Consider the following 22,690-nt stretch of genomic DNA (forward strand, 5'->3'; position numbering starts at 1 on the left):
GCTATTTTTTAAGTCCTTCTACGAATATTTTTAATAATTGTTTCTGCCTATGTACGAGCACCTTGGCTTGTTCTTCGTCCAGGTCCTCGGTAATTTTCGTAGACATATCCTGGATGAAGCAATAACGTAACCCTATCCACGCGTGAAACAGCAGGTTGGCCGTTTCTTCCGGATCTACTGCTTTAAACTCACCCTTTTCAATGCCCTTGGAGATGATTTTAACGATGACCGCCATTTCACGTTTCTTCGCTTCCTTGATTTCCTCGTGGAACACCTTAATCGCTTCATCATTGATCAGCTTGAACAACTCAAGCCTGCAAAAGCGCTGGATAAATTCGTTCCTGATAGCGATCACATTCTCCAGCGATGCCACGGCCGATTCTACCTTCCCGGCTTCCTTCTCCAAGGCAGCTAAGTAATAATCCCCGATTTTTGAGATCACTGCTAAGTGTACACTTTTTTTATCCGGGAAATAATAATATAAAGACGCCTTGGAGCAACTGAGATCCTCCGCGATTTCCGTCATAGTGGTTTTGGATGCACTATAATGGGTGAATCTTCTTAGGGCGGCCTCGATGATCCTTTCTCTCATTTCGTCTTTATTCTCTGTATGCATTCAGTATTTGACTTTTTTAGTTACAAAGTCAAAAGTATAACTTTTTTGAAATTTGGTAACATAAGTTGACCTTTTTTCAGGGATTTAACATTTCCTTCACAGTCTTAAATATGATAAAAACAGGGTGGGTTTCCAAAAAAACATATTGAAAATCAATTTTTTATAAACACTTTGTAAACTTTTATAAGTACAGTAGTTTCCGTTCACGGAAAATGTCGATTTTAACAGAAGATAACATTTGGTGGCTTTTTTAGGTTGTTGTTTGTGGAGTGATGGATACTGACTATTTGGGTCGAAAAGTCAAAAATATCACGGATTTTTTGGGATTTAGGGATTTCACGGATGCTTTTTTGCGGATGATTTTTTGCGGATGATATTGGCGAGATAGTTAGTGGGGTGATGGTTAGTGGGGGAGACGGGAGTAGATAATTGAGGGGTGCGGTGGATACGAGGTATTATTAAGCATTAAGCCGGCTGGGAGCCGGCTTAATTTTATGTTTGCAATGTGTTGTTTTTATTTTTAGTTTAATTTTTCCAGGGCGGCTTGCAGGGCGGATAACATGGCGGGTATTTCTTCTTTTACGCATGTTCCCACGCTCAGGCGATACCAGGGAGAGGTTTTCGCTGCACCAAAGGCATTAAATGGTACAATGCCCAGTTTCGCTTCGTTCAAGATGTAGGATGTTACCGCGGCTTGATCTTTTAATTCGGTTCCATCGGCTGTTTTCTTGCCCACAAGATCCAGTTTTATAGTTAGGTAGATGGCTGCTTGTGGGGCGATGGCATCTACTTGGTGGCCGGCGGCTTTTAATTTATTGAACCCTTCATAGATTTTTACAAGGCGCTCCTCGATCTCACTTTTGAAGTGGGAGAGGTATTTATCCACGTTTTCCCTTTGAACCAGGTAGCGGGCGGCAGCTTTTTGCTCTGCCATCGGGCTCCAGGCTCCCACATGCGAAAGGATCGCTTTCATTTTTCCAATCACGTTGGCTGGTCCTAAGGCCCATCCAACCCTTACACCTGTCGAGGCAAAGGCCTTACTCATACCGTCGATGAAAATGGTGTATTTCTTCATTTCGGGACGCAATGAAACCGGGTTGTAATGCACTGTATCTCCAAATGTCAATACCCAGTACATTTGGTCAAACATTACGAATAAAGGCTTTTCATCGTCACCGCGGGATTTATTTTCCTCCAGCACCAGGTCACAGATCTCTTCCAATTGTTGTTTGCCGAAAGTAGTTCCCGTAGGATTTTGGGGAGAACATAAAGCCAATAAGGTAGCCCCCTTCAACAAGGGTTTAAGTTCTGCCGCCGTCGGCATAAAATTATTTCCAGGGGTAGTTTCCAAAACTACGTGTTCTGCTTCCAGGAAATGTGTATAGTGGTTATTATTCCAAGAAGGGGTAGCGTATATCACTTTCTCGCCGCGGTCTACCAGTGTCCGGTAAGTTGCATAAATGATCGGGCGACCGCCACAAGAAATAACAATTTCACTGGTAGGATCGTAGTTTAACCCTTCCCTTTCATGAATGAAGCCTCCTACGGCTTTCCGCAATTCAAGGATGCCGTCAGCAGGAGGATAATTCGTATAATGCTCTTGGTAAGCCTTCGTGATTTCTTGCTCAAACTCAACGGGGATGGGGAACACCTTGGGATCAAAATCACCGATCGTAAAGTTGTATATTTTTTCACCCTTGGCCATCTTCTCCTTAATCTCACCGGCCAATTTAATAATTTCAGATCCAATAAGCGTTTCGGCTAAATGAGATAGTTTCATAACCAAGATTTTTTTAATGTGATTATTAGTTTTTTGCGCCCGCAAAACTAACCCTATTCCATATATTCTCAAAAAACGAAGCGATTCATTCAAATATTTTAAAACAATTCTAACATTAATTAAAAATCGTCAATAAACGATTCTAAAACTGTCAAAATATTCAAGTGCGGTTAGCAATTTTAATATAGCCCTGGCATGGGGCCGGACTATATTGTTAACACACGATCGTTGAAAGAGTGTTAATAAATAAGTGGGTACGGGTTACGGTGAATTACAATTCTTTCTATCTTTGTTTGCATTAAACATAACTTATAGCAAGTAACCTTATGAAGTTTATCGTTTCGTCTTCTACTTTGTTGAAACAATTACAACAGATCAGTGGTGTTATTAACTCGAATACCGTTTTACCGATTTTGGAAGATTTCCTCTTCTCGATCGAAAAAAACGAGCTCACGGTAGTGGCTACCGACCTGGAAACAGTGATGAAGGTCAAATTAGAGGTGGAAGCGAAAGAAAACGGGCGTATTTGTATCCCGGCAAAAATCCTGATGGATTCCCTGAAGAACTTGCCGGATCAACCACTTACTTTCAACATCGACCTAAATTCTTACGCGGTGGAAATCACTTCCGACAACGGTAAGTACAAGGTGATGGGCGAAAACCCTGAGAACTTCCCGAAAGAACCGGCTGCCGAAGATGCAACTTCTTTCACGATGACTGCCACCGGCCTGATTACCGCGATCAACAAATGCATTTTCGCAGTGAGTAACGATGATCTTCGCCCTGCTATGACCGGCGTTTACTTCGAGCTGGCGCCAACGAGCTTAACTTTCGTTGCTACCGATGCCCACCGCTTGGTCAAATACGTGAAAACTGATGTTCAATGCCCGCAGAGCGATAGCTTCATCGTTCCCAAAAAGCCGTTGAACTTACTTAAAGCTGCCATTCCTGATAACGATACCGAGATCAGGATCGCTTACAGCAAAAATCACTTCTTCGTAACGCACGATAATGCGCAGATGATTTGCCGCCTAATCGATGCACGGTTCCCGGATTATAAAGTAGTAATACCCAAGGAAAATCCTTACCGCTTGGTAGTTAATAAAACCGACTTCCAGAACGCATTAAAAAGGGTAGGGGTATTCGCTAATAAAAGTACCAACCAGGTAGCATTGTCAATTACGGGTAGCGAATTACAATTATCGGCCCAGGATGTTGACTTCTCATTCGAAGGAAACGAACGCATGAGTTGCCAATATAGCGGCGAGGATATGCAGATCGCCTTCAATGCTAAATTCTTGATCGAGATGTTACACGCCGCTGAAGGAGACGAGATATCGATGGAATTATCCACTCCTACGAAAGCAGGTATTATCAAACCATCAGAGCAAGAAGCGAATGAAGACCTTTTAATATTGGTAATGCCTTTAATGCTGAACAACTAATTAAGATAATAAGAGTATAATTATTTTAAGCAACCTCCCAGGGGGTTGCTTTTTTGTTTTGAATAACCCCAAACACCGGTAGTATGTAACTCCTTGGTTTTTAAAATACAATTAAACACACGCTGACAAGTAATGATAATGTCTAATAAGTAAGATTCTCTGTATTAACTAATATTGACATATTAGTAATTTTATCAATTTAAATTACTTTGAATAATTCATTACTTTAAAGTTACATATAAAGTAATTTAATTGTGAATCGCTTGTTAAGCGGCAATGAAAAAACATGTTAATTTACTTCCGACTTATACAAAAAGATTCTAATTTTATATTGTAAAAGATGCTATAAAGCGCATCTAGAAATTTACCCCATTTATCCCTTTTGGCCATCTCCTCTGCAAAAACGCATTTTATAGTGTGCAAGGAGTATTTAATTATCCAGGCCGTTTTTCAAAATGCATGCAGCAGGATTAAAGGATTGTCACTAACCGAGTTCTTTAAAGATCTACGTTAGTCGAAATATCAGCAGGGATTCCTATGTCTTACCTATTTAAAATTGAAGATTCCTAATGGATTGAGTATTAGTCTGGCAGTTTCCGCTAACTGGAATCTTTGAAGTATTGATTGGATTATATAACAATAAAAATAGTTTAAATAGATAAACATTTACGTATGCTACACTCAATAACATCATCCCGCATAGCCGGTGCTATCGCGTTTATTTTAGGGTTTACTATCTTGGTATTCTCATTCTTCCTGTATAATTCAAGCGCCCTGATAATTATGGGTGGTTCTGCTTTGCTTATTGGCATTGCTTCTACGATATTATCTCGTAGAACAACATTTGATTTACAATTATCTGTTGCAGGAATCATTTTCGCTTGCATCACTATTATCCTGGGCATTGGAATTTTAGGTGGTCAATAAGTGTATTGTAAGCTTTAAAATATATTAAATACCCGCTTTGCTTGTTCTTTTGAATAAGTGAGCGGGCTATTTCTTTTTACCCTTGGCGCCTTCACGGTGATAAATCTCGAAATAACCGGCGGCGGCATTGTGGGGAAATAAAACCATCACGGAGTCGTTAACATTCCTAACCAATAATGTGTCGATTAACCGTGTCGTATCTTCTCCTGATACCATATCACTCCAAAGCATCAAGGTGTCGGATACAATTTCCCATTTCTCGTAAATCAAGGCCGGCATATTCAGTCCTTTTATTTTTCCCCCTTTCATTAAATGAAATCCCTGTTGCTCTTCTTCCTTGCCTGGAACCGGTTGCCACCATCTGCCTGGCACTAATGTTAGGTCGATACTATCCCTTTGCAGTGTATCCGTCACAGCAACAGGGGGCGTATAAATTGTATCTACGTATTCTATCAAACTATCAGGGTAAGAGCTAATGGCTTCACGTTTCGTTTGCTGGCATGCCGACAAAACCAGGGAAATGAATATAATATATGCGGAGTGCTTCATGGTGATTGTTTTTGGATGAATAAATGCCCTGCATCCCTTGGCCTGCATTTAGAGCGTACAAGATAATACAAATATGATGCTATAAAATTTACATCGAATAAATTTCGTTATTCCAACGAATCTTTCTTAGTTTTACAGCACTTTAGGGGTGTTCCGGTATACATACCGGAACTGAGATGATACCCTCAGTACCTGATGCAGTTCATACTGTCGTAGGAAAAAGTTATACTGAACTCTCTCATCTATCACGCATCCTTAAAGTTTATTGTTCAATTAAATCTCCAATCTCATGGAAATTCATGTAAACAATAAACTTTATGCAGTGGAGCAGGGCGCAACGCTTGCTACACTCTTACAGTTTATTCAAATTCCTTCTACAAAGGGTATCGCTATCGCGGTCAATGATCAAGTTATTCCTAAACGAAGTTGGGATAATGTTTCCCTAAGCCCATCAGACCAGGTTACCATTATTCGGGCAACCCAGGGAGGCTAATACCATGATATAAATAAATAATTGTACTCGCTAGAATAGCGTGCAGCTGCTTATTGTTATAAATATAACAATAACGGCTACACGAAAATATTTTCATCTAAAAAATCATGTTCACATCATTATGAAAAATACGCAACCGATACCCGGGAGCCGGGAAGAAATTATAAGTAGAACTCCATTCCCTGCTAGCCAGAAAATTTATATACCCGGAAAAATCCACCCCGTACAAGTGGCCATGAGGGAAATCTCCTTATCAGGCACTCAAATTGATGATAAAACCATCGAGAACCCGGGGGTCACGGTATATGATACCAGCGGTCCGTATACTGATACTAATATCAAGATAGATATACGTGAAGGACTGCCTAGGCTCAGGTCGCCCTGGGTCGAGAAACGTGGAGACATAGAAACACTGGAATCTTTCAGCTCCGATTTCGTAAATCAAAACCAAGCCAAAACCCCGGCGGCTTTACGTTTTCCCAAAAAGCCGAAACCTTACAAGGCACTACCCGGTAAAAATATCACGCAACTGCATTACGCGCGGCAAGGTATCATTACCCCCGAGATGGAATACGTCGCCATCAGGGAAAACCAAAGAAGGGAAGCTATTCAAAACGGGGATAGCAACCTGCGGCAACATCCCGGGCAGGCCTTCGGCGCTGGTATACCGCCCGAAGGAATTACTCCCGAATTCGTACGAAGTGAAATTGCCGCCGGAAGAGCCATCATTCCTAACAATGTAAACCATCCCGAATCAGAACCGATGATTATCGGTCGCAATTTCCTCGTTAAAATCAATGCTAACATCGGCAACAGCGCCGTTACCAGCAGTATGGAAGAAGAGGTTGAAAAAGCAGTTTGGGCTTGCCGCTGGGGTGCTGATACCATCATGGATTTAAGTACCGGTAAAAACATCCATGAAACAAGGGAATGGGTCATCCGCAATGCCCCGGTTCCCGTCGGCACCGTACCTATTTACCAGGCGCTCGAAAAGGTAAATGGCAAAGCGGAGAACCTCACCTGGGAAATCTTCCGCGATACCTTGATAGAACAAGCAGAACAAGGCGTGGATTATTTCACCATCCATGCAGGGGTACTGCTGAGGTATGTACCGTTAACTGCCAAGCGCGTAACAGGCATCGTTTCGCGCGGCGGATCTATCATGGCTAAGTGGTGCCTGGCGCATCACCGCGAGAACTTCCTATATACCCATTTCGAAGAGATCTGCGAAATCATGAAAGCCTATGATGTCGCCTTTTCATTGGGCGATGGCCTTCGTCCCGGCTCCATTGCAGATGCAAACGATGCTGCCCAATTTGCAGAGCTCGAAACCTTGGGAGAATTGACCCAAGTTGCCTGGAAACACGATGTACAGGTAATGATCGAAGGCCCCGGCCATGTGCCGATGCACCTCATCAAGGAAAACATGGATAAGCAATTGAAACATTGCCACGAAGCGCCTTTTTATACCCTCGGCCCCTTAACGACCGACATTGCTCCGGGCTACGATCATATCACTTCCGCGATTGGCGCGGCCATGATCGGTTGGTTCGGTACCGCGATGCTTTGTTACGTTACACCGAAGGAACATCTTGGCTTACCGAATAAGCAAGATGTAAAAACCGGGGTCATCACTTATAAATTAGCTGCTCATGCCGCCGATCTTGCAAAAGGCCATCCCGGCGCACAATACCGCGATAACGCTCTCAGCAAGGCAAGGTTCGAATTTAGATGGAACGACCAGTTCAACCTGTCCTTAGATCCGGATACGGCGCGCGAATATCACGACGAAACGCTTCCGGCGGAAGGTGCGCGTATCGCGCATTTTTGCTCCATGTGCGGCCCGCACTTTTGCTCGATGAAAATCACGCAAGAAGTTAGGGAATATGCGCAATCACAAGGATTAAATGAAACGCAAGCCTTGGAACAAGGGATGCAGGAAAAAGCCAAGCATTTCGTAGAGCAGGGCGGAGAAATATTTCAATAAGATGATCTGGATTTTCTCTGCACCGGAATTCATGGATACTGAACATCTACAAATCCAGGCTTTATTGAACGCCGGCTTGCAAAAGTTCGTCGTCCGTAAACCCGGGAAATCTAGGGATGAATACCTGGCATTCTTATCACTATTCTCCCCGGGAGATCGAAAAAAAATGATCTTGGCTGATTTTCCGGAAATAGCAACCGGGATGGGATTAGGCGGTATCCATTTCAGTACCCAGTTGAGGACTCATTATACTTTGCAGCAAATCCTGTCTTGGCGACAAGGGGGAATGACCTGCACGACTTCAACACATGGAATGAAAGAGTTTGAAAGCCTAGAAGAAGATTTTGATTACCTGTTTGCCGGCCCCCTGTTTGAAAGTATTTCCAAACCGGGATATCAACCCAAAACACGGCATCAATTTGAATATTCATCCAACAAATTGATAGCATTGGGCGGGATACAAGCATCCGTTGTAGAAGTGGCCAGGGAGCTGGGAATTAAAAATATAGCCTTGTTGGGAGCCGTATGGTCAAACCCGGGAAAGGCAGTTGAAAATTACCTGGAAATAGCAAAATTATGGCGGCAAGGAAATATGTTATGAGTATTGCAGGCTTTGATCCCAGCGGCGGTGCCGGGGTATTAGCCGATATCAAAACATTTGAACAATTAAATGTTTACGGTTTCGGCGTTTGTTCGGCTTTGACGGTTCAAACCGATTCGGAGTTTTTATCGGTTGAATGGATGAGCGTTTCCCAGGTCATCGACCAAGCAATCCCATTAATAAGGAAGTTCCCCCTTCAGTTTCTCAAGCTGGGTTTAATGAAAGATGTTGACAGTTGTTTGGAAATCGTCCGAAGGTTGAAGCGGGAGCAACCGCATTTGCATATTACTTGGGATCCGGTACTTAAATCTTCCAGCGGGTTTACTTTTTATGATCCGCTGCTTTCAGGGCCACTGGAATCTTTATTACGCGAGTGTTTTTTAATTACACCCAATTACCTGGAAGCTGGATTATTAACGAGTAACGGTAACATTGAATTGGCCATGGGAGAACTGCAATCCTTGGCGAACGTATTATTAAAAGGCGGGCACCACCCAACGATGCCCGGGCATGACTTCCTTTATTTAAAAAACGGGCCTATAAAGCAATTCATGCCAAGAGAAAGCAATGCCTCGGGAAAACACGGTTCCGGTTGCGTATTAAGCGCCGCTATCGTTGCTTACCTCTCCCAAGGATTCGATTTAACAGAAGCTTGTTATAAGGCAAAAAAATACGCTTATCAATTTTTGATAAGTAATGATTCATTATTAGGATATCATCATGGATAAGATTATTTATATATCGCAAGGTTATCTTCCGGTTGACCATATTGAGCATATCAAGAAAGCATGTAATGCCGGATGCAAAAACATTCAACTGCGGCTGAAACATACGGAGTTACCGGAATGGTTAGCTACCGCGTACAAGGCAAAGGAGTTATGCGATACATTCGGTGCAAAATTATTTATTAATGATGCTCCGCAAATAGCGGCTACAGTTAATGCCTACGGGATACATGTTGGTAAAGAAGATATGCCTTTAGCGAAAGTAAAGCAGGATTTCAAACCGTTCGTAACAGGAGCTACTGCTAATACTTTTGAAGACATTCAACGCCATGCGGTACATCAACCGGATTATATCGGGCTGGGACCATTACGGTTCACGGAAACTAAACAGAAACTTAGCCCTATACTTGGCTTGGAAGGCTATCGATCCATCCTGCAAAAGATGCAATTACACGGTATTCAGATCCCGGTATTTGCCATTGGAGGAATCGGCCTGGAAGATATCCCGGGATTGATGAAAGCGGGAGTTTACGGCATCGCGGTATCAGGACTTATCACCCGATCTGCAAAAGCGGAAAAAATCGTCACTCAATTACAACAATTACTGCATCATGAATATACAACCACTTAAAATAGCAGGAAAAACATTCCATTCGCGGCTGTTCACGGGAACGGGGAAATTCGGTTCGCATTTACAGATGAAAGAAGCATTGGAAGCCAGCGATACGGAACTGGTAACCGTAGCTTTGAAAAGAATTGACCTGGAACAACCGGCAGAGGATATGCTGCAATATCTATCCTCCCCAAAGTTTGAATTATTGCCGAATACATCCGGCGCCAGAACGGCAAAGGAAGCAGTTTACGCTTGTCAAATGGCAAGGGAGGCCCTGGATACCAACTGGGTGAAATTAGAAATTCATCCCGATCCCAGGTATTTATTACCGGATCCTATCGAAACATTGATTGCTGCGGAAGCATTGGTAAAAGATGGTTTCGTGGTATTGCCTTACATCCATGCCGATCCCGTTTTATGTAAACGCCTGGAAGAAGTAGGCGTTGCTGCCGTCATGCCGCTAGGAGCGCCGATCGGTAGTAATAAAGGTTTAAAAACGGCCGACTTCCTTTCCATTATTATAGAGCAAAGCCAGGTGCCTGTAATTATCGATGCCGGGATCGGAGCGCCCAGCGATGCAACTAAGGCAATGGAAATGGGTGCAGACGCCGTCCTGGTGAATACGGCTATTGCAACCGCGGCCCATCCATTGAATATGGCCATTGCTTTTAAGGATGCTGTCATCGCGGGACGGATGGCTTACGAAGCGGGGCTACCTTCCGTACGCACACAAGCTGCGGCTTCCAGTCCTTTAGTTTCATTTTTAGAAAACTTGGCATAATGCAACATTCATTCTTATCAACATTTCTTCAATACGATTGGGATAGGCAAAAGCAAAACATTTATCAATTTACGGCGGGCGATGTATTAAAAGCTTTGCAGATGGAAAACCGCGGATTGAAAGAATTTCAAGCCCTGATTTCCCCGGCGGCAGTTCCATTCCTTGCCCAGATGGCGGGATTAAGCGAGCAATTAACCCGGCAAAGATTTGGCAATACCGTGCAGATGTATGTTCCTTTATATTTATCCAACGAATGTCAAAATATATGCACTTATTGCGGGTTTAGCTATAACAATCCCATGCACAGAAGAACGTTGACAGGCGCGGAAATGTTGCAAGAAGTAAACGTGATAAAGCAAATGGGCTTCGATCATGTTTTACTGGTTACCGGCGAAGCTAATAAAACCGTGGGCTTGGATTATTTCAAGAACGCCTTGCAAATTTTACAGCCGCACTTTGCCAACATCTCCATGGAAGTACAACCGATGGATGAAGAAGATTACAAGATTTTAAAACCCCTGGGATTACATGCCGTACTCGTGTACCAGGAAACCTACCACGGGAGTGATTATAAAAAACATCACCCTAAAGGCAAAAAATCCAATTTTGAATACCGCCTCGAAACACCGGATCGCCTGGGTAGAGCAGGGATTCATAAAATAGGTTTAGGTGTTTTGATAGGCTTGGAAGACTGGAGAACTGATTCCTTTTTTACAGCGTTACATTTACAGTATTTACAAAAGACTTACTGGAAATCGCGCTATAGCATTTCGTTTCCAAGATTACGGCCATTCTCCGGTGGATTAGCGCCCAAGGTTGAAATGACGGATAAAGAATTAGTGCAATTAATCTGTGCTTACCGCCTCTGTTTCCCGGAAGTGGAACTCAGCTTATCGACCCGCGAAGAAACCAATATGCGGGACAATTTATTCAAGCTGGGCATCACCGCGATGAGCGCAGCTTCCAAAACGAACCCCGGTGGCTACGCCGTAGAAAAAGAAAGCCTGGAGCAATTTGAAATTTCTGATGAAAGATCTGCCGAAGAAATTGCCCGAATGCTGCGGAAGTCCGGATATGAACCGGTTTGGAAAGATTATGAAAGATCGTTTGTCGATTAAGAATCCAAAGCGATGTTATGATTGCATCGCTTTGCAACGAAAAATTTAAAATGCTTCACCGATCGACAAATAAAAACCCTGTTGTCTTTTTTCACCGGGAGCTTTTTCTCCCCAACCGTAATCAATGCGGATAGATAAGCGGGAGTTTTCATCGTAGAAATAACGAAGCCCTAAGCCGTAATTAGGTTTTAACTTGTCTAATGCAATATTATGATTCGTGAAAACGGCACCCGTTCCACCGAAAACTGCCAAGGCAAATTTTGGTTGAAGATTGAATGACCATAATTGTAATCCCAACTTAGGATCAATTAAAAACCGGTATTCAGCCTGTATCCCGGCAAAATTTTGGTCGCGGTAACGACCGGGATAATACCCGCGCATAATATAATCACTCCCTAATTCCGATAGCATATAAAATGGTAAAGCATCGCCCTGCACACTATTCAATTGACCATTGATGCCGACCGTACTCTTTTTAGATATTGCGAAGAAATGACTGGCCTTTCCTTCCAGCTTCCAGAACGGCCGGGTGCTTAAAAAATCTAAAGCATATGCCGCGTTCGCCCTCAGGAATGAGCCCCGGGTCGTATAATTTTGATTATTCCTATTATCATATATAGCCGAAACGCCCAGGAAAGTGCTGTGGCCGCCATTCTTATCCACTAGGTTCATTTGGGGATAAATCCCTTTATCTTCAGCCGCACTGTATTCATCATATTGATATTGCAGGGAAAGGCCGGCATAAAACTGGGGGAGTAGCCTACGCTCAACCTCCGCTAGGAACTTGAAGCGTTTATTATCCAGCAAAGTTTTATCCGCTTCCCTGGTATCACTGCCGATCCCGTAAAAGTTAATAGGAAAATCGTGATAACGTAGTTGTCCCTTGTAATGCCATAGGTTTCCCGGCGACCAAAAATCGGCCTTGATATCTGCTTTATATTGATGTTCCGTAGTTAGGCTCGGGATGAAAATAATAGTAGAGTTCCGGGTTCCGGCTACGGGATTTTCCTTATCCAGGTAAAAAGAATACAGCACCGCGGCGCCTATTTCCAAGCCTTTTTCCGGGGCATAGCCCAAAACGGGAATAGGCAGGAAGCGGCTTTTCCGTAAAAGCGAAGAATCTTTTCCCGGCGCAGTCTTCAGCGTATCCTGCGAATGACGGGTATTATAAATCCTGATTTGTGCATTTGCCGAGAAGAGCAACAAACCACCAGCCAAAGTCGTGATAAATTTTTTCAACATAATTACTACAAAGGTGCAAAAGAACAGGCAATCCCTTTCGCAAAAAGCGTACTAGTTTTTTAAGGGCACATCGCGCGTTGCCTGATTTCTTCAAAACTATGTTCCACGACTAATTCACCATCTTCAAAAACTGTTACCAACAAATCATCCAATTCGGGCGACTCATCCTCTTTCAAAGTTTCCAATTTTCCATCGGGCAGGCGTACTAACTTCAGTTTTCCCGCTTTAGATTTCTTGAAGGAAGTCCTCATTTTTCCCTGGGAGTCCAACTCTACCGGGGATTTCATCACATCGATACCTTTTCCGTTAATCTCTGCATAAGAGCACTTCAAAGCAAACTCCTGGGTATCTCGATTCACTTTTTGCAAAAGGGCGCCACCCATGCCCAGCACCAGGTTTTCAGCGCTGATACCGGCCTTTTTCAAGGCGGCATAAATCGTGTGGATAGAGCTATAGCTAATTCCATCACCTTGAATCACCCTTACTTGCGGTGGCAGCACTTTATACCCCTTCTCATTTGTCGTGAATCCGAATTTATCAAACAGGATGTCAAACACCGTCAAAAGTGTTAAAACCGGATCACCGGAATCGGGCCTTATAACCAAAGTCCCGTCTCTTTTCATTACTTCATCTTTCAAATCCGTTCCCCAGTATTGTTCACACGCCCTGAAGATGTTGTAAGAATCGGAAACACAGGCGACAGTCCCTGTGGGGAAGGTAGCGAGTACATGTTTAAAGACGGTTAATTCTCCGCTTTCCCCTAACAAGGTACAAATGGAATGCTCGGTAGCAGGTATAGATAAACCGGCAGCCTTTGGCGCCTTATAATAACGGGAAGCGAAGGTAGAAGCCGCGATTGTATCGCTACCTGAGAAGTTTACCAGGTGGGCGCTGCCGCCCAGTCCGGCGCTTTCGACAGAGCTGACACCACGGAAACCAAAGTCGTTCAACACGAAATCTATCCCCGCTTGAGCCGCATCGCTGGCAGTCTCTTTATAATATTGTTTTACAACTTTTTTAACCTCCCGGCTTAATGTTGCCACGGTACAAGGATACCATGATTGCATCAACAAGGTTTCCAAGAAGTTCGTTAACCAGTAACAGTCCGGATCGGTATTCTCGATGGTCATCATTACATTTTTAACCGGCACTACCGTTCCTTCGGGAACCGCCTTGATTCTAACCGGCAACTTTCCCCCGTGTTTTTCAACGATATAATCGAATTTACTACGATCGAAAACATCATTTCTCCCGAATACTTCTAATAAAGTTTCTGCTGCTTCATCAATTTTTTCCTTGGTAATAACCGCCCCTTGCAAATAGTGCTTAAGAAAATATTGCAAGCCGTAAAACACGGTTTCGCTAAATTTCCCCCCGCGGCTTTCCATATAAGAATAAACGAACTGCGTTCCGGGCATATACAATTTATGGTGGGAGTATTTATAAGCATCGGCTAATAGGACTAGGTTCATGTCGGTCATATCCAAGAGTTTTAAGTTTCAATATACCAATCATCCCAACAAAAAAACGGTTGTTCTGTTTGGCCCGAGGAAAAAAATTATTTCCCGTGTTAACTTCTTAAGGGAATTAAATCGATTTAAAGCAAAACGAATAGCAATCACCATTAGAAGTATCATTTGCGTAATTATAACACAAATATAAAAACTCTTACGAATTAAAAAAATATTTTATTGTTGAAAATACGCAAAACAAATTAACTTATTAGTAATCAATAGATTAATGGATTTAAATGTAAATAATAAGGGGCAGCTATTGCAATTTTACGGTTGTAGAGAGATACAAAAGAAAGTAGTTGCAAAGGGAGTATAAGGGGTGAGCAAATCCATTATGGAGTAGATTTTCCATACATTTTTAAGCCTCTTTATACAATTCATCCGGCAAGATAATATCAAAGAGAACCTAATACAGCCATAAGCTTTTCTCCAATGAACCAGGAAGAAAATATAGCCATGGTGAATATTTTTTGAAGAAAATACAAATATGGTTAGCTAGATAAAAAAAACTCCTCGCTATAATAGAAGCAAGGAGTCAATCCTTTATTATTCAGAACTTTGACCGGCTCTAACTGATTTAATCTTTTGTGCAAGCTCTACTGTTAAGCCGATATGTGAACTAGTTTGAAATAATCTTTCTTTAAAAGAAAACGGAAGTTCATTCAAAGACTTATCATCATCAATAATGACGAAGTCTTCATGCTGCATCTCACTATTTAGCCAATTGACTATTTCATCCTTCCTGCTTAAATGATCCGAGTTTTCAGGTAGGGATCTAAGATGATCGATATGAATCCCTCGATTTTGGAAAATTTGCTTCCATTTTTTAAGGGTATACTTAGATTTATGGGATGTTGTAAGCACGATGGTATCGTCCCCAGTAATTAAGATCTGAAGAGCATGGGTAGCCTTACTACTAAAGGCAGGAAAGCCATCCTTCAAAATTTCAGGACGTTTCCAACTCGTAGCGGGAACCATTACACCATCTATGTCTAATAAGTATAACATCGCATACAAAGGTACAATTATTCTAATAATCGGTTGAAATCTTCTATAGACATATTGTTCAATTCAGCATTTAGACGGTTATGCATTTCTATATCTTCCTTCGTATCCCAGTCTTCTGTTTCAAAAATCACTGATTTCCAATCAGTAATATTTGGATTGCTCGAAGTCTCACCAGGAACTCTTTCTACTGTTCGGTCAGAAAGAAGGGAAGCAATATATCTATGATGTCCTTGACAGATCAACTCACCTTTAACCTTTATTCCAGGTAGTCGAATGTCTTTTAACATTTTCCTATGGATCCTACCGATGATAGGCACACATAGTTTAGGCTGCGTAGGTTTTAACTCGATTTCGTTTTCTCGAATCAACTTTTCAATCTTTTCTCTTGTAACCATTTCATTCGTTTTTCATTTAATTAAGTTAACGAATTTATATTGTTGGATTACACGATCAGTGAGAAAATTTAATGAGTAATGTAGCTTCGGTTTTTGAATAGTGAAGACTATAAAAACAACTCTTTACACCTCGAAAAAAATCCCTTCCTTTTTCAAGGCATGGTATTTCTTCTCATCGAAACTATACAACTGCGCCGGGCGGCCTTGTTGCGGATGCTTTTGTTTTTCAGGTAAGGTCTTTAAAAATCCGAAGGATAAGATCTTCTTCTGGAAATTCCTTCGATCAACCGATCTTCCTAATAGATGCGTATATAAGCTTTCCAACTCGGCCATCGAAAATTTCTTTCCCAGCAACTCGAAGCCGATCGGCTCATAGCGGATTTTATTCCTTAGTCGCTCCTGCGCCAAGGCAATGATTTCTTTATGGTCGAAAGCCAGGAAAGGAAGTTCGTCGATCGGGCACCATTGTGCTGCTTCAGCATCGGTATCAGGCGCCAGTTTAAAGTTGGATGGATCCACTAATGCATAATATGCGATAGAAATAATCCTACCGCGGGGATCCCTCTCCGGTGCTCCGAAGGTATACAGTTGTTCCAGGTAATTAATGGTAATGCCGGCTTCTTCACGTAGTTCCCGCTTGATGCCGTCTTCGAAGCTTTCATCATTGTGCACGAAACCACCGGGCAAAGCCCACTTGAATATATGTGGCGGTATTTTTCGCTTTATCAGTAGCACGGAAATACCTTGCTTGGCAGAATAACCAAACACAACGGCATCTACCGTTACCCTGATATGCTGTTGGATCAACAATGATTATGGTTTAAAGTATTTTTCTAACTGGGTAACCCCTTTCCGTGGGTTGATGAATAACGGGTTCTTCAAGGGATCGAATACAATTATGGTGTTAGCTTCCCAGGCATCTTGCGGAACGGGGAGCACGATCGCCACTTCTTGCCCGTTAGCGCGGCGGAACAGCAAACTATCATTCTGTACTACTTTTTCCGGGAATTGCTGCGCCTTTAAATATTCGATGATCTGCGTCTTTATCTTCAATACGCTGTCTTGCAGGCTATCATTAAACGGCTTATTACGAACGATGAAGCATTTCTCGCTAATAACTTCGTAACCTTCTTCAGACATCCCTTTCCGCTTATTGTTACATGCCAGCAGCAAGCTAAAACATACACATAAACTACTAGAGATAAATAGGCGCATCGTCATCGTTTATATAAATTTATCCTGCAAGATAGTCAAATCACGCGGGAAGGTCAAACCCTCAACGATCATTGAAAAGAAACAGGGAATTTCTTCTCTTCATTACCCCTCTTGATGATTACTTCTGTTTGATCACCGGATTTGAACTTGCCCAGGGCCGACATATAGCTTTCCATATCCTTTATATCGTAATTGCCCAGCTTTACAACAACGTCTCCCACCTGCAAACCCGCTTTCTCTGCAACTTTACCGGGCGATATGCCGTCAATCCTCACACCGCCGGCGCTGTACGTATAATCAGGCATAATGCCCAAGGTTACTGAGAACTTGCCCGTCGACATTTTCGGCTCTTTTGTTCTGGCAAAAGCCAACTTGGGTTCATCTTCGCTATGCTCTATGATTTCGTAAATGATTTTCATCACGGTTAGTTCACCGGTGTAATTAATCTTATCGGCATCATCCGTCGGTTTATGATAATCTGTATGCGTGCCGGTAAAGAAGAAAAGTACCGGGATATCTTTCAAATAAAAAGAAGTATGATCGGAAGGTCCGATGCCGGAAGAATCATATGTGATCTTTAGGTTTTTGGGTAAACTTTCAGCGATTATTCCCGGCCAAGCGGGGGAGGTACCGATCCCTCCAATTTGTAAGCCCTTATCATTCGTTAACCTTCCTACCATATCCATGTTAATCATGAAATTGGCGGTGTTTAAAGGTACCGGGCTATGCTCCACGAAGTATTTAGAACCGAATAGTCCAAGCTCTTCCCCCGAGAATGCGGCGAAGAGGTAGTTAAATTTCTTCAGCTCGCTATCTTTTAACATACGCGCCAATTCGAGCATGGCGGCGGTTCCGCTGGCGTTGTCGTCGGCGCCGTTATGAATGGCTGATCCTCCCGGCGACAGTGAATTATGATCTTCACCATGACCGAGGTGATCGTAATGCGCACCGATGATTACTGTTTGTGCCGCACCGTTATCGATATAACCGACTACGTTCGTTCCGCTGCGTTTTTCAGTTACACGATCTACGGAGCAGTCTACTTTAAAGCTGGTAACATTTTCATCTTCAAAAATGGAACTGCTTGCTTTGGGGAAATACAATACCGGAACGGGTAACAAATCCAGTTTTTCAAACTTCCATTTTTTTACGAGCGCAGCGGGTATATCGCCATTATAAAAAATCACGCCCTTTGCCCCGTTCGCGATAGCTTCATCAGCTCTAGCTTTATACCTGGCCAATGGATCAGCATGGGGATTATCAACTTTTTCCCAGTCTGCTACATTCAATATCCATACATTTTCAGGTTCATTTACCAGCAATATGACATCGCCTTTAGCTGATTTATTTCCGCTGAAAGGCATGATTTCATAGTCATTACCGGGATGCATCTTTTTATCATTTAACAATAGGTGCGTATTTTTTCCCGGCAACCAGGCCTCGCTTACTTCGAAAGTCTGTAAATAGCCTTCCGTACCTTTCGCCGCCAGCCCGCTGGCTTTCATTTGATCCGCGATATAAGTATAAGCGAGCTTTTCCCCGGCAGTACCGGTTCTCCTGCCTTCCAACTTATCATCGGCCAAATAAGCCACGTGGCTTTGCAGGTTACTGATCGTTTTACGATCTGCTTTCTTTTGGGCATGTACCGCGCAAGAAAATGCCAGCGGCAGCAAGAGTAGGTAAGTTTTCACAACAAAGTTGATTTACAAGACAAAATTAGTCGATTAAAGATCACGAAACCGCCAGTCAAACAAATACATATTTCGATAATATGTGTAACCTGGCTTCATTACCAAACAATAATCATACAAAAGGACAGTAAAATCGCCCGATCAATACACGCAAGCGTCAACAATTATTGCACCAATTTCACCCCAACAGAAATTAAATCCTATTTTTGCCGGGCTGTTAATATAAGATAACAGCTTATTTCCAATCAATAAACCAATATATTATTAATTTTTTCTTTTTATGAAAAATACACCCTTTACAGCAAAGCATTTGGCACTTGGCGCGAAAATGGCTCCTTTTGCTGGTTATAATATGCCCATTTCTTATACTGGGATCAATGATGAGCACCTTGCCGTGCGCAAGAATGCCGGAGTTTTCGATGTTAGCCATATGGGTGAATTTATTTTGAAAGGCGAAAATGCCCTGGATCTGATCCAAAGGGTAACGACTAACGATGCTTCTAAGCTTACTGCCGGGAAAGCGCAATACAGTTGCCTGACCAACAAGGAAGGCGGCATCGTGGATGATCTGTTGGTTTACTGTATCGAGGAAAATAAAACATATATGCTGGTAGTTAATGCCAGCAATATCGAGAAAGACTGGAACTGGATCTCTCAATTCAACAGCAAGAATGTTGAAATGCAGAACATCTCCGACAAAACTTGCTTATTAGCTGTACAAGGCCCGAATGCCACCAGCATCTTGCAGCCTTTAACCGACTTGGATTTAGTAAATATGAAATATTACACCTTCGTGAAAGGCACTTTCGCAGGTGTAGAAAACGTGTTGATCAGCGCGACCGGGTATACCGGAAGCGGCGGTGTGGAAATCTATTTTGAAGATAAAGACGGCGCCGCCGAAAAAATCTGGGATGCGATCTTTGAAGCGGGTGGCCCCAAGGGATTAAAACCGATCGGTTTAGGCGCCCGTGACACCCTTCGCCTGGAAATGGGCTTTAACCTTTACGGTAATGATATTGACGATCGTACTTCCCCATTGGAAGCCGGCTTGAGCTGGATCACCAAGTTTACCAAGGACTTTACCGCCAGGGAAATATTGGAAAAACAGAAAGCCGAAGGCATCCAACAAAAATTGGTGGGCTTCGAAATGATCGACAAAGGTATTCCCCGCCATGATTATGAAATCAAGGATGCACAAGGAAATGTTATCGGAAGGGTAACTTCGGGTACACAAGGCCCCACTATTCAAAAAGCCGTTGGCTTAGGATATGTAAAAACACCTTTTGCCGCTTTAGATACGGAGATATTCATTGCCGTTAGGGATAAAAGCCTGAAAGCCAAAGTGGTAAAAGTACCATTCTTGGGCTAATTTTCCCAGGAACACAAAATTTATTGCCCGGTGAAACGTTAGAGGATAGCATTGCCCGAACCATATCATACATTTTATTGAAAGATTTTTAATTTTAATCGCTATGCCTACTATTCACCTGACCACTGTCATTCATGCCCCCATTGAAAGGGTATTCGACTTGAGCCGTAGTGTTACCATGCACAAGAAAAGCATGCAACACAACGGGGAAGAAGCAGTGAGAGGTCGCACCAGCGGACTGATGGAACTTAATGAAACCGTTACTTGGCGAGCTAAGCACATCCGTAAAGTGAGGGAACTAACAACCAAGATCACGGCCATGCAGAGAAGTCATTTTTTTGCCGATGAAATGACGGAAGGTGATTTTAAATTTCTCAAGCATGAACATCATTTCAAAGCAATTGAAAATGGTACGATCATGATTGATCTTTTTGAATTTGGCACCCCCTACGGCAGGATGGGCCGTTGGTTTGAAAAGTTGTACCTCGCCCGGTATATGAAAAATCTCTTGAAAGCCCGCAATAAAGCAATCAAGGAATATGCTGAAAGCGACAAGTGGCGCGTGGTTTTATCTTAATATAATAATATTGAATGAGCGTAGAATCCAATAAACCGAAGTTAGAAGTATGCCTTTCCCCGGCATTGTTGCACTTGTTTGATGTGAAGAATAGCATCGTGGTAATTATCGATGTTTTAAGGGCTACTTCAACGATCTGCACCGCTTTGCATAACGGCGCTGCCAAGGTGATCCCGGTGGCATCCGTAGAGGAGTGTGTAAATATCGGCAAACAATTAAACGCCATTACCGCCGGGGAGCGCGATGGTCAAATTGCAGCGGGTTTAGAGCACGGTAATTCTCCTTTTGAATATTCCCGTGACTTTATCGAGGGTAAAGTGTTGGTGCTAACAACGACCAACGGTACCAAGTTGCTGCATATGGCTACGGATGCCATCCAGATCGTAACGGGGTCATTCCCTAATATCAGCGCTGTTTGCGATTACCTGGTGGCGGAAGGGAAGAATGTCATCTTGGGATGTGCCGCATGGAAGGATCGCGTCAATATGGAAGATACTTTATTCGCGGGTGCGGTAGTATCCAGGATCAAGGAACATTTCGCGGTAGATTGCGATTCCGCGATCGGTGCGGAGAATTTATACGCCGCTGCCAAAGATGATCTTTTCGAGTTTATGAAAGGAGCTTCCCACTTCCAACGTTTGGCTAGATTTGGTTTGGAAGAAGATATTAAATATTGCCTTACGCCCGATGGCGCCAACGTTTTACCATTGTTTAAAAATGGTGAGCTGATTGCGGGGTAAAAATAAAAAGTAGCGGAATAAGTAACTTCTCCGCTACTTTTTATTCTTTTATAACAATGCCCCTATTTTCTGATAGATATTCTTCACTTCAGAAGTTGGCTCAATATTGTCTTCATAATCAAATTGAATCGTAGTAACTGCTTGATTAATTGGATAATCAAATATCAAAGCCAAAACCCTTCCTTTAAATTTCTCGGAAATACTCTTCAACGGTACAGGACATGATTTATCGGGATCTATAATTATTTTTGTCGGCGCAGCTTCCATTGATTCCCCGGAAAATATATAATGAACTAACTGCAATTTTTTATCGTTAATGACCGTATCGGAAACGGTATATTTTTGGCCAACATAATAGGGAAATGTAAGTTTCATCCCGACCATTTTCTTCTGAATCGGCTCCCAATTCACTTTTCCCGGGTCTAATTCCTCAATTGATTTAAATTTGAAATAATTAAACTTCTTCAGATCAAGTAAATGATAGCCGGTACGGATAACTTCCTGGCTCATGGTGGAATTGACTTCCACGGTATGCCTGGCGCTATTTAATTCGACACCGATAGAGCCGTTATAATAAATGGTATCTGTTGGGATGATTACAATAGGCTTCGGCCTTCCCGGTTGTTCCTGTATACAAGTTATTTTCACAAGGCCTATGTCAACGATACCATTTACCGGGGATACATTACCACGGACTGTTAGCAACGAGACAAAAAAGAAAATTGTTTTTATGTAGATCATTATTATCTATTATGCGTAAAGCAATCTGTACATACAATTAACAGCTTTTACCTTATTATAACAAATAACTATTAAAAATCTACCGCTTCTGGCCTTCCGTTTCTTCTCCAACAAAAAAACATTACCCCAATCTCCTCGCATCCAAAGAATAACGCCCGCTGCCACCGACAGCAAAAAATATCATGATGATTAACATCGTCAACGGGCTGGCAACGCCTGCAAGCGTTCCGTCAAAATTGATTTTTACTAATACGGCTACAATCATCGTGAACAGCAATAATATCGCCCCGATTCTCGTATAAAGTCCTAATAATAAGCTGATTCCGCCGATTAATTCCGTTAAAGATGCCACGATGCCCCAAAATTTCGGAGCTGCCGAAATGCCTACGAGCTGCATAGAGCCGCCCACGGCTTCCCAGGTAGCGCTGCCACCCGCCAACTTCATAATGCCGAAAACGATGAATAAAGTTCCGATCCCGATGCGTAGCAACAATAGGGCTACATTTTGTTTTTTCTGAATACTTTCCATATGATTTTGTTGAGATAAGGCATGCCTTACCCAT

The 22,690-nt window shown here is 42.6% G+C and carries 24 protein-coding genes and 1 riboswitch; of the genes, 12 read left to right on the forward strand and 12 right to left on the reverse strand.

All coding sequences use genetic code 11. From position 1 onward, the window contains the following. Position 1: 1 nt before the first annotated feature. On the reverse strand, positions 2-616 hold the full coding sequence (locus COR50_RS04720) for a TetR/AcrR family transcriptional regulator (protein WP_098192922.1): 615 nt from the start codon (positions 614-616) through the stop codon (positions 2-4). Positions 617-1,136: 520 nt separating this feature from the next. After that, positions 1,137-2,396, reverse strand: coding sequence for a pyridoxal phosphate-dependent aminotransferase (locus COR50_RS04725; protein WP_098192923.1), 1,260 nt, complete (start codon positions 2,394-2,396; stop codon positions 1,137-1,139). Between the two features lie 326 nt (positions 2,397-2,722). Here COR50_RS04725 and dnaN point away from each other — a divergent pair, with 326 nt between their 5' ends. Continuing rightward, positions 2,723-3,841: a DNA polymerase III subunit beta gene (gene dnaN, locus COR50_RS04730; RefSeq protein ID WP_098192924.1), complete on the forward strand. Its 1,119-nt coding sequence runs from the start codon at positions 2,723-2,725 to the stop codon at positions 3,839-3,841. 672 nt (positions 3,842-4,513) lie between these two features. Next, positions 4,514-4,768 (forward strand): hypothetical protein, encoded by a 255-nt coding sequence (locus tag COR50_RS22235; protein ID WP_157760624.1) that lies wholly within the window; start codon positions 4,514-4,516, stop codon positions 4,766-4,768. A 66-nt stretch (positions 4,769-4,834) separates the two neighbouring features. Here COR50_RS22235 and COR50_RS04740 read toward each other — a convergent pair whose 3' ends face one another. Continuing rightward, the gene (locus COR50_RS04740) at positions 4,835-5,317 is read right to left on the reverse strand and encodes a lipocalin family protein (protein ID WP_157760625.1); all 483 of its coding nucleotides are present in this window, start codon (positions 5,315-5,317) and stop codon (positions 4,835-4,837) included. Positions 5,318-5,451: 134 nt separating this feature from the next. Then, a riboswitch (TPP riboswitch) is annotated at positions 5,452-5,553 on the forward strand. A gap of 53 nt (positions 5,554-5,606) precedes the next feature. Between COR50_RS04740 and thiS the strand changes: the two genes are divergently transcribed. From thiS to thiH, 7 genes are all read left to right on the forward strand, one after another. After that, the gene (gene thiS / locus COR50_RS04745; protein ID WP_098192927.1) at positions 5,607-5,810 is read left to right on the forward strand and encodes a sulfur carrier protein ThiS; all 204 of its coding nucleotides are present in this window, start codon (positions 5,607-5,609) and stop codon (positions 5,808-5,810) included. Between the two features lie 121 nt (positions 5,811-5,931). Continuing rightward, on the forward strand, positions 5,932-7,797 hold the full coding sequence (gene thiC / locus COR50_RS04750; protein WP_098192928.1) for a phosphomethylpyrimidine synthase ThiC: 1,866 nt from the start codon (positions 5,932-5,934) through the stop codon (positions 7,795-7,797). 1 nt (position 7,798) lies between these two features. Continuing rightward, positions 7,799-8,398: a thiamine phosphate synthase gene (locus tag COR50_RS04755; protein WP_098192929.1), complete on the forward strand. Its 600-nt coding sequence runs from the start codon at positions 7,799-7,801 to the stop codon at positions 8,396-8,398. Then, positions 8,374-9,126, forward strand: coding sequence for a hydroxymethylpyrimidine/phosphomethylpyrimidine kinase (locus COR50_RS04760; RefSeq protein ID WP_098192930.1), 753 nt, complete (start codon positions 8,374-8,376; stop codon positions 9,124-9,126). Before COR50_RS04755 ends, COR50_RS04760 begins: the two co-directional genes overlap by 25 nt. Further along, positions 9,119-9,754, forward strand: coding sequence for a thiamine phosphate synthase (locus COR50_RS04765; RefSeq protein ID WP_098192931.1), 636 nt, complete (start codon positions 9,119-9,121; stop codon positions 9,752-9,754). The genes COR50_RS04760 and COR50_RS04765 overlap by 8 nt, the downstream gene beginning before the upstream one ends. Continuing rightward, a complete protein-coding gene (locus tag COR50_RS04770) occupies positions 9,735-10,517 on the forward strand; it encodes a thiazole synthase (protein ID WP_098192932.1) in 783 nt (260 codons plus the stop codon). Before COR50_RS04765 ends, COR50_RS04770 begins: the two co-directional genes overlap by 20 nt. Further along, positions 10,517-11,635, forward strand: coding sequence for a 2-iminoacetate synthase ThiH (thiH, locus tag COR50_RS04775; RefSeq protein ID WP_098192933.1), 1,119 nt, complete (start codon positions 10,517-10,519; stop codon positions 11,633-11,635). Before COR50_RS04770 ends, thiH begins: the two co-directional genes overlap by 1 nt. A gap of 45 nt (positions 11,636-11,680) precedes the next feature. Here thiH and COR50_RS04780 read toward each other — a convergent pair whose 3' ends face one another. The 7 genes from COR50_RS04780 to COR50_RS04810 all read right to left on the reverse strand — a co-directional run bounded on the left by COR50_RS04780 (position 11,681) and on the right by COR50_RS04810 (position 18,700). Beyond that, positions 11,681-12,877 (reverse strand): BamA/TamA family outer membrane protein, encoded by a 1,197-nt coding sequence (locus tag COR50_RS04780; RefSeq protein WP_098192934.1) that lies wholly within the window; start codon positions 12,875-12,877, stop codon positions 11,681-11,683. Between the two features lie 59 nt (positions 12,878-12,936). Continuing rightward, positions 12,937-14,358 carry a nicotinate phosphoribosyltransferase gene (locus COR50_RS04785; protein WP_098192935.1) on the reverse strand — a complete coding sequence of 474 codons (1,422 nt, stop codon included), beginning with the start codon at positions 14,356-14,358 and terminating at the stop codon, positions 12,937-12,939. 579 nt (positions 14,359-14,937) lie between these two features. Beyond that, the gene (locus COR50_RS04790; RefSeq protein WP_098192936.1) at positions 14,938-15,399 is read right to left on the reverse strand and encodes an HAD domain-containing protein; all 462 of its coding nucleotides are present in this window, start codon (positions 15,397-15,399) and stop codon (positions 14,938-14,940) included. Positions 15,400-15,416: 17 nt separating this feature from the next. Beyond that, complete coding sequence (locus COR50_RS04795) at positions 15,417-15,794, reverse strand: hypothetical protein (protein WP_098192937.1); 378 nt, start codon at positions 15,792-15,794, stop codon at positions 15,417-15,419. Between the two features lie 123 nt (positions 15,795-15,917). Beyond that, positions 15,918-16,604 (reverse strand): NUDIX hydrolase, encoded by a 687-nt coding sequence (locus COR50_RS04800; protein ID WP_098192938.1) that lies wholly within the window; start codon positions 16,602-16,604, stop codon positions 15,918-15,920. Positions 16,605-16,607: 3 nt separating this feature from the next. Beyond that, positions 16,608-17,009, reverse strand: coding sequence for a hypothetical protein (locus COR50_RS04805; protein WP_157760626.1), 402 nt, complete (start codon positions 17,007-17,009; stop codon positions 16,608-16,610). Positions 17,010-17,077: 68 nt separating this feature from the next. Next, positions 17,078-18,700, reverse strand: a complete 1,623-nt coding sequence (locus tag COR50_RS04810; RefSeq protein ID WP_098192940.1) for a M20/M25/M40 family metallo-hydrolase — start codon at positions 18,698-18,700, stop codon at positions 17,078-17,080. 280 nt (positions 18,701-18,980) lie between these two features. On the opposite strand from COR50_RS04810, the gene gcvT reads away from it, so the two are divergent. From gcvT to COR50_RS04825, 3 genes are all read left to right on the forward strand, one after another. After that, the gene (gcvT, locus tag COR50_RS04815) at positions 18,981-20,069 is read left to right on the forward strand and encodes a glycine cleavage system aminomethyltransferase GcvT (protein ID WP_098192941.1); all 1,089 of its coding nucleotides are present in this window, start codon (positions 18,981-18,983) and stop codon (positions 20,067-20,069) included. 103 nt (positions 20,070-20,172) lie between these two features. Continuing rightward, a complete protein-coding gene (locus COR50_RS04820) occupies positions 20,173-20,646 on the forward strand; it encodes an SRPBCC family protein (protein WP_098192942.1) in 474 nt (157 codons plus the stop codon). A 14-nt stretch (positions 20,647-20,660) separates the two neighbouring features. After that, positions 20,661-21,386: a 2-phosphosulfolactate phosphatase gene (locus COR50_RS04825; protein ID WP_098192943.1), complete on the forward strand. Its 726-nt coding sequence runs from the start codon at positions 20,661-20,663 to the stop codon at positions 21,384-21,386. A gap of 48 nt (positions 21,387-21,434) precedes the next feature. Here COR50_RS04825 and COR50_RS04830 read toward each other — a convergent pair whose 3' ends face one another. Both COR50_RS04830 and COR50_RS04835 read right to left on the reverse strand, forming a co-directional pair. After that, on the reverse strand, positions 21,435-22,127 hold the full coding sequence (locus tag COR50_RS04830; RefSeq protein WP_157760627.1) for a hypothetical protein: 693 nt from the start codon (positions 22,125-22,127) through the stop codon (positions 21,435-21,437). 121 nt (positions 22,128-22,248) lie between these two features. After that, the gene (locus COR50_RS04835; RefSeq protein WP_098192945.1) at positions 22,249-22,656 is read right to left on the reverse strand and encodes a DoxX family protein; all 408 of its coding nucleotides are present in this window, start codon (positions 22,654-22,656) and stop codon (positions 22,249-22,251) included. Between the last annotated feature and the right edge of the window lie 34 nt (positions 22,657-22,690).

It is taken from the genome of Chitinophaga caeni, assembly GCF_002557795.1.
Lineage (GTDB): Bacteria > Bacteroidota > Bacteroidia > Chitinophagales > Chitinophagaceae > Chitinophaga > Chitinophaga caeni.